General features: G+C 70.9%; 12 protein-coding genes and 1 tRNA gene. 9 read left to right on the forward strand and 4 right to left on the reverse strand.

What is annotated here, in order from left to right; translation table 11 throughout:
* Positions 1 to 32: 32 nt before the first annotated feature.
* The 7 genes from AC5RVZ_RS00335 to AC5RVZ_RS00365 all read left to right on the forward strand — a co-directional run bounded on the left by AC5RVZ_RS00335 (position 33) and on the right by AC5RVZ_RS00365 (position 7317).
* On the forward strand, positions 33 to 1229 hold the full coding sequence (locus AC5RVZ_RS00335; protein ID WP_494063797.1) for a glycoside hydrolase family 88 protein: 1197 nt from the start codon (positions 33 to 35) through the stop codon (positions 1227 to 1229).
* Positions 1226 to 2134, forward strand: coding sequence for a fumarylacetoacetate hydrolase family protein (locus AC5RVZ_RS00340; RefSeq protein WP_494063798.1), 909 nt, complete (start codon positions 1226 to 1228; stop codon positions 2132 to 2134). The genes AC5RVZ_RS00335 and AC5RVZ_RS00340 overlap by 4 nt, the downstream gene beginning before the upstream one ends.
* Positions 2131 to 2895, forward strand: coding sequence for a 2-dehydro-3-deoxy-D-gluconate 5-dehydrogenase KduD (kduD, locus tag AC5RVZ_RS00345; protein WP_494063799.1), 765 nt, complete (start codon positions 2131 to 2133; stop codon positions 2893 to 2895). The genes AC5RVZ_RS00340 and kduD overlap by 4 nt, the downstream gene beginning before the upstream one ends.
* A 43-nt stretch (positions 2896 to 2938) precedes the next feature.
* Positions 2939 to 3790, forward strand: a complete 852-nt coding sequence (kduI, locus tag AC5RVZ_RS00350; protein ID WP_494063800.1) for a 5-dehydro-4-deoxy-D-glucuronate isomerase — start codon at positions 2939 to 2941, stop codon at positions 3788 to 3790.
* 32 nt (positions 3791 to 3822) lie between these two features.
* On the forward strand, positions 3823 to 4746 hold the full coding sequence (locus tag AC5RVZ_RS00355) for a sugar kinase (protein ID WP_494063801.1): 924 nt from the start codon (positions 3823 to 3825) through the stop codon (positions 4744 to 4746).
* 97 nt (positions 4747 to 4843) lie between these two features.
* Entirely contained in the window at positions 4844 to 5497 is a 654-nt protein-coding gene (locus AC5RVZ_RS00360) for a bifunctional 4-hydroxy-2-oxoglutarate aldolase/2-dehydro-3-deoxy-phosphogluconate aldolase (RefSeq protein ID WP_494063802.1), read from the forward strand.
* Entirely contained in the window at positions 5494 to 7317 is a 1824-nt protein-coding gene (locus tag AC5RVZ_RS00365) for a glycoside hydrolase family 35 protein (RefSeq protein ID WP_494063803.1), read from the forward strand. The genes AC5RVZ_RS00360 and AC5RVZ_RS00365 overlap by 4 nt, the downstream gene beginning before the upstream one ends.
* 29 nt (positions 7318 to 7346) lie before the next feature.
* Here AC5RVZ_RS00365 and AC5RVZ_RS00370 read toward each other — a convergent pair whose 3' ends face one another.
* Positions 7347 to 9071, reverse strand: coding sequence for an acyltransferase (locus AC5RVZ_RS00370; RefSeq protein ID WP_494063804.1), 1725 nt, complete (start codon positions 9069 to 9071; stop codon positions 7347 to 7349).
* Between the two features lie 4 nt (positions 9072 to 9075).
* Positions 9076 to 9146 (reverse strand) — tRNA-Gly (locus AC5RVZ_RS00375).
* 87 nt (positions 9147 to 9233) lie between these two features.
* On the opposite strand from AC5RVZ_RS00375, the gene dcd reads away from it, so the two are divergent.
* Positions 9234 to 9839, forward strand: coding sequence for a dCTP deaminase (gene dcd, locus AC5RVZ_RS00380; RefSeq protein WP_494063805.1), 606 nt, complete (start codon positions 9234 to 9236; stop codon positions 9837 to 9839).
* Positions 9840 to 9850: 11 nt separating this feature from the next.
* On the opposite strand, the gene AC5RVZ_RS00385 is transcribed toward dcd, so the two are convergent.
* Both AC5RVZ_RS00385 and AC5RVZ_RS00390 read right to left on the reverse strand, forming a co-directional pair.
* Positions 9851 to 10783, reverse strand: a complete 933-nt coding sequence (locus AC5RVZ_RS00385) for a hypothetical protein (RefSeq protein ID WP_494063806.1) — start codon at positions 10781 to 10783, stop codon at positions 9851 to 9853.
* Positions 10784 to 10923: 140 nt separating this feature from the next.
* Positions 10924 to 11712: a MarR family winged helix-turn-helix transcriptional regulator gene (locus AC5RVZ_RS00390; RefSeq protein ID WP_494063807.1), complete on the reverse strand. Its 789-nt coding sequence runs from the start codon at positions 11710 to 11712 to the stop codon at positions 10924 to 10926.
* Positions 11713 to 11830: 118 nt separating this feature from the next.
* Here AC5RVZ_RS00390 and AC5RVZ_RS00395 point away from each other — a divergent pair, with 118 nt between their 5' ends.
* The gene (locus AC5RVZ_RS00395) at positions 11831 to 12406 is read left to right on the forward strand and encodes a MarR family winged helix-turn-helix transcriptional regulator (protein WP_494063808.1); all 576 of its coding nucleotides are present in this window, start codon (positions 11831 to 11833) and stop codon (positions 12404 to 12406) included.
* The last annotated feature ends 99 nt before the right edge of the window (positions 12407 to 12505 follow it).

The raw sequence follows: 12505 nt of genomic DNA on the forward strand, positions 1-12505 counted from the left end.
TCCGGCTCTCCCCGACGAAGGATCCCTCACTCATGACGTCCACTTCGCCCGCTGCGGGCATCAGCGCACCCTCCGCTCCCGAAGGGACGGATGCCGCGATCGCGGCCGCGCTGTCCACCGTCCGCCGCAACAGCGCGAGCTTCGGCGGCGGCTTCCCCGGCGACACCACCGTCGACGACCGCTACGAGCTGCGGCCTGCCGAGGGCGGTATCCCGGTCGGCGGCAACCGCGGGTGGACGACAAGCTTCCGGACCGGGATGCTGTGGCTGGCGTGGCAGTTCAGCGGCGACGAGGACTTCAAGGATGCGGCCATGGCCGACGTCGTCGACTTCGAGCGCCGCGTGCGCGCCGAGGAAGACCTCGACACCCACGACCTCGGCTTCCTCTACACGCTGTCGACCGTCGCGGCCTGGCGCCTGGTCGGCGACGCGAAGGCGCGCGAGGCCTCGCTGCTGGCCGCCGAGCACCTGATGCGCCGGTTCCTGGAGCCTGCCGGAATCATCCAGGCGTGGGGGGACCTCTCCGACCCGGCGCAGCGGGGCCGCACCATCATCGACAGTCTCATGAACATGCCGCTGCTGACGTGGGCGCACGAGCAGACCGGCGAGAAGCGCTTCGCTGACGCCGTCGCACGCCACACCGCCCAGCTGCGCGAGCACATCCTGCGCGAGGACGACTCCACCTTCCACACCTTCTACTGGGATGCCGAGACGGGGGAGCCGCTGCGGGGCGCGACCGAGCAGGGCGCGTTCGACGAGTCGTGCTGGGCTCGCGGGCAGGCGTGGGGCATCTACGGCTTCGCCATGAACTACGCCGTGACCGGCGATGAGCGCCTGCTGGAGGCATCCCGTCGCTGCGCCGAGTACTTCCTCGCGCACCTGCCCGCCGACGAGGTGCCCTTCTGGGACCTCGTGTACACCGACGGCAGCGACGCCCCCCGCGACAGCTCCGCCGCAGCCATCGCGGTGTGCGGCCTGCTGGAGCTGGCGAAGCTGGAGACGGATGCCGAGCGCGCGGCCGAGTGGACCGCTCGGGCCCATTCGATCCTGGCGTCGCTCATCGCGAACTACACGCCGTCAGCGCCCGAGGACTCCGACGCGCTGATCCTGCACTCGGTCTACGACCTGCCCAAGGACAACGGCGTCGACGAGGGGACGCTCTGGGGTGACTACTTCTACCTGGAAGCGCTGATGCGCGTGACGCGCCCGGAGTGGAGGAAGTACTGGTGAGGCTGGCCTCCTATGCCGGCCCCGGCGGCGCCCGGCCGGCGGCCGTGGTCCGTGCCGGCGGCGAGGACCGTCTCCTGGACCTCGGTCATCTCGCACGCGACGTGACCGAACTGCTCGCCGGGGACGGGCTGCTTCAGCTCGCAGTCGCGGAGGTCGCGGCATGCGATGCCGCCTCCCTTCCCGCCGTCGACCCAGCGTCGCTCCTGGCCCCCGTCAGGCCGGGGAAGATCCTGTGCCTCGGCTACAACTACCGCGGCCACGTGCCGGACGGCGCGGCCCCGACGGCGAACGACCCGGAGTTCCCGGACGTGTTCGTCAAGACCGCCAACACGCTCGGCGGGCCGAGCGATCCCGTCCTGATCCCGCCGGGAGCGACGGACGTCGACTACGAGGGCGAGGTCGCGGTCGTGATCGGCAAGCGCGCGCGGCACGTCCCTCTCGAGGACGCGCTCGACCACGTCGGCGGCTACACGATCCTCAACGATGTGTCCGAGCGCGCCTGGCAGCGGCGGCAGAGCCAGTGGGCCCTGGGAAAGTGCTCCGACGGCTTCGCGCCCCTGGGCCCGTGGATCGTCACGCCCGACGAGGTGCCCGACCCGCAGAACCTGCTCGTCGAAGTGGTGCGCGACGGTGTCGTGACGGTCTCGCAGTCGACGGCGACCACGATCTTCAGCGTGGCGTACGTCATCCACCACCTGAGCCAGATCCTGACGCTCGCGCCGGGCGACATCGTCTCGACCGGTACGCCGCAGAAGCTGCCTGCCGCGCAGGAGACCCACCGCCCGCTCGCCGACGGAGACGCCGTCACCGTCCGCATCTCCGGGATCGGCGAGCTCACCACAAGATTCATCGCCGCTCAGGCCGTCGCCGCAGCGCCCGTCACCGCAGGGGAGTCCGCCACATGATCCTCGAATCGTTCCGCCTCGACGGCAAGGTCGCGCTCGTCACGGGTTCGAGCCGCGGACTCGGACAAGGTGCCGCCGTCGCGCTCGCCGACGCCGGGGCGGATGTCGCCCTCCTCGATCGCGGCGACGCCTCCGCCACCGCCGCGCTCATCGAGGCGAAGGGCCGTCGCGTGCATCGCGTGCAGCGCGACCTGGCCTCGGCGACGGCGGACGAGCTGTCGTCGGCCGTCGACGAGGTGATCGCCGAGCTCGGCGGGCTGGACATCCTCGTCAACAACGCCGGCACGATCCGGCGCTCGCCGGCGGCCGAGTATCCGGCCGGTGACTGGGACGACGTGCTCGCGATCAACCTGGACGCGGTGTTCCATCTCTCGCAGGCCGCGGGCCGCCACATGCTCGCTCAGGGGAGCGGCCGCATCATCAACGTCGCGTCGATGCTGTCGTTCCAGGGTGGCATCCTCGTGCCGGCCTACACCGCCTCCAAGCACGCCGTCGCCGGTCTCACGAAGGCGCTGGCGAACGAATGGGCCGCGGCGGGCGTCACGGTGAACGCCATCGCGCCGGGCTACATGGCGACGGACAACACCGCGCCGCTGCGTGCCGACGAGGACCGCGCCGCGTCGATCCTGTCGCGCATCCCCGCAGGTCGCTGGGGCGAGGCATCCGACCTGCAGGGGGCCTTCGTCTTCCTCGCATCGGATGCCGCCGCCTACATCACCGGCGCTGTCATCCCCGTCGACGGCGGCTGGCTCGTCCGCTGACGGCCGCCGACACCCGAGATCACGCAGAACCAGGAGAGAATCCGTGACCCAGACGCACATTCCGCAGCGCTACGCGACCAACCCCGCTCAGATCCCGGGCATGACGACGAAGGACCTGCGCGACACGTACCTCATTCCCGACGTGTTCGTGCCGGGCGAGATCCGGTTGACGTACACCCACCACGACCGCATCGTGCTCGGCGGCGCGGTGCCCGCCGGCTCGGTGCTCGAGCTGGGCGGATACCCCGAGATCCGCAGCGACTACTTCCTCGAGCATCGCGAGGTCGGCGTCATCAACGTCGGCGGCACCGGCACGGTCACCGCCGACGGCGAGGTCTACACACTGGTCAAGGGCGCGTGCCTGTACCTCGGCCGCGGCATCAGGAACGTGTCGTTCGCCGACGCTCCGGGCTCGGACGAGGCGGGGGCGCAGTTCTACCTGTTCTCGGCACCCGCGCACACCGCGTACCCCGCCGCGCTCGTGTCGCCCGGGGAGGGCACCGTGCGCGAGCTCGGCGATCAGGTCACCTCCAACCGCCGCACGCTCAACCAGTACATCCACGAGAACGGCGTGAAGAGCTGCCAGATCGTGATGGGCGTGACCGAGCTGCATCCGGGCTCGATGTGGAACACGATGCCGGCGCACACCCATGACCGCCGCACCGAGTGCTACCTGTACTTCGACCTGCCCGAGGACGCGCGCGTCATCCATCTCATGGGCGAGCGCGAAGAGACCCGTCACCTCGTGGTCGCCGATCGTCAGGCCGTCATCTCGCCCTCGTGGTCGCTGCACTCGGGCGTCGGCACTGCCGCCTACTCGTTCATCTGGGCGATGGCGGGCGAGAATCAGGCGTTCGACGACATGGACGCGGCTCCGGTCACCGACCTGCGGTGACGTATCCCGCCTCCCGACCGAAAGGGTGACCGATGCCGCAGCCTGACGACTCCGGCGGGGTGCCGCGCACGCTGCTCGCGATCGGCGAGACGATGGCGATGGTCACGCCCGTCGTTGCGACTCCCGTGGTCGACGCCGACGCCTTCCTCCTCGACGCGGGAGGTGCGGAGTCCAACGTCGCCTCTCATGTCGCAGCGCTCGGTCACCGTGCGGTGTGGTTCAGCAGGCTCGGCGCCGACGCCCTCGGACGGAGGATCGCTCGTCAGCTGACGGCCCGCGGTGTGGATGTCTCGCGCGTGGCGTATGACGAGGCGCACCCGACAGGGTTGTACGTGAAGGATCCGGGGAACGGCGTCCTGTACTACCGGCGCGGCTCGGCGGCCGCGCACCTCTCGGAGGCGGACGCCGAGAGGGTGGCCTTCGACGGCGTCGACGTGCTGCACGTGTCGGGCATCACTGCCGCGATCTCGGCATCCGCCTCCGCGTTCCTCTCGCGGGTCATGGCACGGGCGCGGGACCACGGCGTGCCGGTGTCGTTCGACGTCAACCACCGCGCGCCGTTGTGGGACGCCCGCACCGCGGCACCCGTGCTGCTCGATCTCGCTCGACGCGCCGACATCGTGCTGGTCGGCCGTGATGAGGCCGAGGCGCTGTGGGGCACGGTCGCGGCGACCGACGTGCGAGCGCTCCTGCCCGAGGTCGCCGAGCTCATCGTCAAGGACGGCGACGTCGGAGCCACGGCGTTCGCCGGCGCCGATGAGGTCTTCGTTCCCGCTCTCGTCGTCGAGGTCGTCGAGCCGGTCGGAGCGGGCGATGCCTTCGCCGGTGGCTATCTGGCCGGGTACCTCTCGGGGGATCCCGTACAGGACCGGCTGCTGGCCGGTCATCTCCGCGCCGCCCGCACGTTGCAGACCACGACCGACTCGATCGACGAGTCCGCGTCCAGCGGCCCATGAGGTCCGCCGCTCCGGGCGACGGGCACCGGATCGTCCAGTCCGGCGGGGCCTGCCCGCACCCTCAGATCAACCGCATCGACGCACGAAGGATCCCCGTATGACCTCGAACACGATCTCCCCGACGGATCCCGCGCCGCGAGGCGACTGGTTCGACACGGCGTTCGCCGCGGCACCGCTCATGGCGATCCTGCGGGGAATGGGCGTCGAGCGCAGCGTGCGCCTGTCTGACACGGCGTGGAACCTCGGCATCGACTCCGTCGAGGTGCCTCTGCAGACCGACGAGGACGAGCGGACACTGCGCGAGGTCGCGCGTCTGGCGGCGACCCGGGGCAAGAGGGTGGGCGCTGGGACGATCATCACCACCGATCAGGTGGCGCTCGCCGCAGACGCCGGCGCCGCGTACCTCGTCTCGCCCGGACTCGATCCGGTGGTCGTGCGGGCGGCGCAGGACGCCGGCATCCCGATCCTCCCCGGCGTCGCGACGCCCAGCGAGGTCCAGCTGGCGGTCTCGCTCGGGTTGACATGGCTCAAGGCGTTCCCCGCCACATGGCTCGGGGTGAACTGGTTCACGCACATCCGCGGTCCCTTCCCGCACGTGCGGTTCGTCGCGACCGGCGGTCTGGATGCCTCCAACGTCGAGGAGTTCCTCGACGCCGGCGTGCGTGTCGCCGCCGTCGGCTCGGCGCTGGAGGACGCGACGCAGCTCGAGCGGCTGGCTGCCCTGCTGCGGGCACGAAAGTCAGCCCGATGAGCGCGGACTTCGCGGACTCATCGGTCACGAAGGGCGGCTGGCACCAGCCCCACCGGGCGGGCGAGCAGCGTTTCTCGATCGGTGGATCGGACTTCCTGCTGGACGGCGAGCCGTTCCGTGTCCTGTCGGGTGCGCTGCACTACTTCCGGGTGCATCCCGGGCAGTGGGCCGACCGCATCCGGAAGGCGCGGCTCATGGGCCTCAACACCATCGAGACCTACGTGGCGTGGAACGCTCACGAGCCTCGCCGCGGCGAGTGGAGCGCCACGGGCTGGAACGACCTGGGTGCCTTCCTCGACCTGGTGGCGGCGGAGGGGATGCACGCGATCGTGCGCCCAGGCCCGTACATCTGCGCCGAGTGGCACAACGGCGGGCTGCCGGTGTGGCTGACGGGGATGCCAGGCATCGGGCTGCGCCGGTCCGAGCCGTCGTATCTCGCCGAGGTGACCGGCTACCTGGAGCGCGTCTACGACATCGTGGCTCCGCGCCAGATCGATCGGGGCGGTCCGGTGATCCTCGTGCAGATCGAGAACGAGTACGGCGCATACGACAACGACACCGCGTACCTCGAGCACCTGGTACGGGTGACGAAGGATGCCGGCATCACGGTGCCTCTCACGACCATCGACCAGCCCACGGACCAGATGCTTCGCGACGGCAGCGTCCCGGGGGTGCACCTCACGGGGTCGTTCGGCTCCCGGGCGGCCGAGCGGCTCGCGACCTTGCGGCGCCATCAGCCGACGGGTCCGCTGATGTGCGCGGAATTCTGGGACGGCTGGTTCGACTGGTGGGGCGGCTACCACCACACCACATCGGCGGTGGAGTCGGCCGCGGAGCTCGACGTGCTCCTGGCTGCCGGAGCATCCGTCAATCTCTACATGTTCCACGGCGGAACGAACTTCGGTCTGACCAATGGCGCGAACGACAAGGGCCGGTACCTGCCCATCGTGACGTCGTACGACTACGACGCTCCGCTCGACGAGCGGGGCGACCCGACCGAGAAGTACTTCGCCTTCCGGGACGTCATCGCGAAGTACGCGCCGGTGCCCGACGAGCTGCCGGTCCGTTCGGCCGCCGCGCCCGAGTTCTCGGTCCCGCTTGCGCGGCTGGACGCCGGCGCTTGGCTTCCTCCGCGTGACGAGCGGAGTTGGGACGCACCGCCGACGTTCGAGCAGCTGGATCACCTGAGCGCGCTCGTGTCGTATGAGGTGGACTTGCCGGACGACTTCCCGGGCGGCGTGCTGACCGTCGGCGAAGTGCGGGACCACGCCTGGATCAGCGTCGACGGTCGCCCGGTCGGCACGTTGTCGAGAACGTCGCATCAGGACGCGCTGATGCTGCCCCCGGGCGCGCGGCTGAGAATGCTCGTGGAGGAGCAGGGACGCGTCAATTACGCGTCCCGGCTCGGGGAGCCGAAGGGACTGGTCGGCCCTGTCTGCGTCGGAGATGCGCAGCTCACCGGCTGGGCGGCGACTCCGATCGACGTGGCGGAGGCCGGTGCCGTTGCGGCGGCCACGGACGCCGGGGCGACCACGACGGAGTCCGAGCTGGTGGGACCGTTCGCGCTGCGCGGCACCTTCGAGTTGGAGGCGCCGGTCGACCTCTTCCTGCTGACCGACGGCTGGGGCAAGGGCTATGCGCTCGTGAACGGGTTCCTGCTCGGGCGGTACGGCAGCAGCGGACCCCAGCGGACGCTGTTCGTACCGGCCGGCGCTCTGATGACGGGACGGAACACGCTCGTGATCATCGAGATCGAACGATCCGTCACGCCCGAGGCGCGCTTCGTCGCCGCGCCCGACCTCGGCCCACGCGAAGAGTAGGCCGCCCGAACCGGGCCGCCCCCTGCGGACTAGCCGAGCGTCGCGGCCGGCTCGGGCCGGTGCACGCCGCGAGGACGATATCCCAGCGCGTCCGAAATCCCGACCAGATCGCTCAGATACCAGAGGATGGCCAGCCACATCTCTGTGCCTTGAAGACCGGGCTCCGTTTCAGGTCGCCCCTGGGTTGCGACGCCCGGCTCGCGGAACCCGAAGCCCGCAGCGGGCCTCCACGCTTCCAGGGCATCCGCCAGCAGTCGAGCGGCCAGTGCACGCACCTCGGCCTCGCGGTACCCGGGACTGCCCGTTGCGCGTGCGAGCCAGAGCGGGTGGGCGACGTCGAGCACATTGCAGGCATCGCGCACGCCTGCCGAGAAGTAGCGAGCATCGGCGGCGTGCCGCAGCACGGTGTCGGTGACGCGATCCGGGTAAGGCACAGGCACGCCGAACTGGGCGAACGTGCCACGCGTGGCGCGGTAGAACCCGTTCACCGGCAGCAGCAGACCCCGCTGCGGGCTTTCGGCGCCCCACATCCCCGTCCTCGGATCCACGTGTGTCACGAGCCAGCCGAACAGCGCCTCGGCGATTCCGGGCGGAATGTCGCGGCCATCGCGGCGCGTCCACAGCAGGGCCGTGCCGAACCCGTCGACGTGGTGGCCGGCGTTCCAGGCGTCGGTGCCCCACGGCAGGTCGGCGCAGAACGCGATCACGGACGACGGCGTCGCGTCGGCGACCCAGCCGAGGGGCACGCTGAAGGACGATCCGAGGAGGTCGAGCGCATACCCGACGCTCAGCACGTGGTACGCGACATCCGGATGCCGGAAATCGAGGCCCGCCACCTGGCGGCCGTCGGCGTCCAGAGGCGCGACGGCGCCGCTGACGGCATCCTGCCACCCCCGCAGCCGGGCGACCTGGTCCGCCGCGGGCAGCTGTGGGGGAGGAGAGGCCAGCAGCAGGTCGGCGATCTCGATCGCATCCGCCTGGGCGCGCACGGTCGGCGCGGCACCGGGCCGGTCGAGGAAGAGTCCGCGCTCGGCATCCCATGCCCGATCCAGCAGGGCGGCCGCCTCGGAGCGCGCCTGATCCGCGAATCTCGAGACGCGGGTGGCGAGGCCGGTGACGGCGTCGGGTCCCGTCGGATGGGCCGTCCTACCGGTGGGCTCCGAACCGGCGGGAGGCGCGCCCGCCGCTTCGACCGGCTCGACCCGCCAGCGGATGAACTTCGCCGGGTTGCCGCCGACGATCGCGCCGGCGGGTACGTCCTTGGTGACCACGGCGCCCGCGGCGAGGACCGAATGCGAGCCGACGCGGACGCCGTCGAGGATGACCACGTGCGAACCGATCCAGACGTCGTCGCCGATGACGATGCCCTTCGACGACAGCGGCTGTCGGAACACCGGCGTACCGGGCTCCATCGAGTGGTTGAAACCGAGGATGGAGGTGTGAGCGCCGATCCGCACGCCGTCGCCCATCGACACGCGGCCCCGGATCACCGTGTAGGGGTTGATGCTGCAATCAGCGCCGACGTGAAGCCGGCCCGTGAGGTAGGCGCCGGCGGCCACGTAGCTGCGGTTCCCCAATCGCAGCACGTCGTTGTCGACGGACGCGTGCCTCGACACGAACGCCTCATCGCCGAACTCGTGGTCCGGGCGCTCGCCGAGCTCGCGGAGCAGCGCCCGTTGGGCCTCTTGGGCGTCGGCGTCGGCATCCCGCCAGAAATCCCACGGTGAATACTCGTGGGGTGCGACGGTGGCCATAGAGAGGGGCTGACGGGAATCGAACCCGCGCTGTCTGCTTGGGAAGCAGAAGTTCTGCCATTGAACTACAGCCCCGTGTGTGTCGATGAGCGCTGGCGCGCTCCTCGACGACCGGATGGTCGAGGGCCAGCATAACAGCACACCCCCGATAGGCTGGGCGGCGTGCTGCTGAGCGACCGCGACATCCATCTCGAGATCGACGCGCGGCGCATCGGCCTCGATCCGTGGGACCCCGCGATGGTGCAGCCCTCGAGTGTCGATGTGCGGCTCGACCGATACTTCCGGCTCTTCGACAACCACAAGTACCCGTTCATCGACCCCGCCGAGGATCAGCCCGAGCTCACACGACTGATCGAGGTCGACCCGTGCGAGCCGTTCATCCTTCACCCCGGCGAGTTCGCGCTCGGCTCCACCTTCGAGCTCGTGTCATTGCCCGATGACGTCGCGGCGCGGCTGGAGGGCAAGTCCTCGCTGGGCCGACTGGGACTGCTCACGCACTCCACGGCTGGATTCATCGACCCGGGATTCTCCGGTCACGTCACGCTCGAGCTGTCCAACGTCGCGACCCTTCCGATCAAGCTCTGGCCGGGCATGAAGATCGGCCAGCTGTGCTTCTTCCGGCTGTCCTCGCCGACCGAGAACCCGTACGGCTCGGGTCCGTACGGCAACCGGTATCAGGGGCAGCGCGGGCCGACGGCATCCCGTTCGTTCCAGAACTTCCATCGCACCGATGTGGGCGCCAGCGACGCGGGGGCGCGCGGCAACTGACGCCCGCCGTCTCACGGCTCGTTCGCGTAGACGAGCACGTCGTCGCCGTTGAGCACGAACTGCAGCGCCGTGCCGTCGGCGTACCGATCGCGCAGCTCCTCGGGTGCCTGATCCGATACGGACAGCGCCGCGGTGGGGGCGAACGCTCCTGCGGCACAGCCGATGGTGGACATGACCCCTCGGTTGCCTCTGTCGAGCACGTACAGGCAGTCGATCGAGTCGCCCGCTCCCAGCGACTGCGGCATCATGACGACGACGAGACCGAGATAGGTGTCGAACACGCGCGCGTCCGGTGGAGGATCGCCGAGCACCATCTCGGGCCACTCGGTCTCTTCGGCGACGTGGAGGACGGCGACCTGGTCCTTGTCCTGCACGGCCCACAGCGTCACCGCCACGGCGACGAGCGCGGTGAGCACGAGGGAGCCGGCCCAGACCAGCCGCACACGCCTGCGCCACCAGGGTGCGGGCTTGCCCTCCGCTGCCGCTGACGAGGGGGACTCGCCCCCGGATTCGCGGTCAGCGCGCTCCGCGTCGACCCCCGGCGGGATGCCGTCAGCGGGCGCGTAGACCGGATCGTGGTCGAGCGGCGCGGCGGTGAACGCCGCGGCGCGACCGGGCGAGCGCTCGCGTTCGGGGTCGGCATCCCATGTCGACGTCGCCTCACTGATGTCGGCGGATGCGACGGCTGCCGTCCCGCCGATCGAACCCGGCCCGACGGGCTCGGCCGCGCCGACGGGCACCGGAGCGACGCCATCTGCCGGCATGGCCGGGACCGTCGGGAACGTGGGGTTCGGGGTCGTGGGCGCGGCCTGGGATTGGGTGCGCGACAGCTCCTCCAGCTCCCGCAGCCGCGAGAGCGCGGCTGGATCGCCGTGGATGTCGGCGGCCGGGCCGTACGCGCGCTCGCGGAGGGCCCTCAGCTCGTCGCTGAACTGTTCGGGCACTCTGCCATCTTCCTCCACATCGGTCACCCGGAGGAGGGAGGACGGGGGATCTCGATACGCGCTGCTCGCTGCTCGATCGCCGGAGGCGAGGCATCCCCGGCGGTCGAGCAGCGGGCGGCGAGCGCGTCCATGCCGACCGGTCAGGCGGCGCCGGCCTGACGGCCCCGCTCGAACCCCGCGTCGAAACCGCGCTCGTACGCGCGCTCCGCCTTCCGTCCGCCATGGCCGTGCGGCTGGTGGTGGTGGCCACCACGCCGATGTCCATGGCCGAAACCGTGCCCGTGCGCCGACCACGGGCCGTGGCATCCCTCATCGAAGCCGTCCCGCGGGCCCTCGTGCGCGTCGGGTCGGCGACCGGGGTGTTCCGGGCGCCCCGGCTCGAAGCCGTGGTGCCGGTTCGGGCCCCAGCCGTAGCGGATCTCCGGACGGAAGGGCCGGGGGCCGCCCCAGCCTCCGAGGCGGCCCGGTCCGGGGAAGAACCCGGCCGCGCGGTCCTCATCCCGGCCGAGCTCGCGTGCCATCGCCTCGAGGGAGGCCATCGTGGTGGCGAACGCATCGGCTCCCACCGCGTCGACGAGACGGGTGCGCAGCCCGTCGAGGACCTCGCCCAGGCGGTCCTTGGCTGCGCGGCCCTCGTCAGTGAGCGTCCATGTGCCGTCGCCTCGCTGCTCGGCCCAGCCGCGCTCCGCCAGAGTGCGCAGCCGCTTGCCCTTGCCGGCCGGGCGCTCCTTCGGGCTCGGGCCGTCGACGTCGCCGGCGAGGACGTTCAGCAGCATCCAGTCGCTGCGGGTGACCCCCTCGCTCCCGAGCGCGGCGCCGACCTCGCGGGTCAGCAGTTCGTCGACCACGCGCAGCCAGTAGCCGAGCGGTCGTCGGTCCGTCGGGCGCTGTTCGCCGCCCGGGGCGTCTGGTGTGTCATCCGTGTCCATGAGAAGTCCTTCCGATGTGCGACGGCCCCGCCGCCGCGTCAATTGCATGTCATAACGCATGTACATGCAGTGTGACATGTGTTCCAGGTCCATGTCAATGCGCATGTATCTTGGGCTTATGCCGTCCTCGCCCGTCGACCCGGCCGACGCCATCGCCACGGCACTCTCGCGCCTGCGGGCGCGGCGGATGCCGAAACCGCCCTGGGGCGAGGGACCGATGCACCGGGGCCAGGGGCCGCAGCCGGCCGATATCCATGGCGGTGGTGCGCGCTTCGGGCCGCATGGCGCTCCAGGATGGGGGCACGGTGCTCGCGGACACGGCCATGGCGCCCAGCCGTGGGCCGCGTCGCGGCTGGGCGGGCCAGCCCGCATGCGCCTGCTCGAGGCCCTGGCGCAGGCATCCCACCCGCTCTCGATCGGCGAGATCGCGCAGGCCGTCGGCGTGGACCAGCCCCGCGCCTCGCGCCTCGTCCAGCAGGCGGTCGACCTCGGTCTCACCCGCCGCGAGGTCGACCCGAACGACGCACGCCGGACCCGCGTCGCGCTGACGGATGCTGGCAGCCGGCTCGTGCGCGGGTTTCGAGGTGAGCGGCGAGAGGCGATCGACGCGGCGCTCTCTTCGTTCACCGAGGACGAGCGGGCAGAGCTGGCGCGGCTGCTGACGAAGCTTGCAGATTCCTGGCCGCAGGTCTAGCCCCCTGGGTCGGCGGTGGGCCCGTCCGTTAGCGTGAGACGGTGAGCGACAGCGTCACTTCGCCCGAACCCGCGGGAGGAGCAGAAGGACAGGACGCGA

Source organism: Arthrobacter sp. Cza30 (assembly GCF_059090765.1).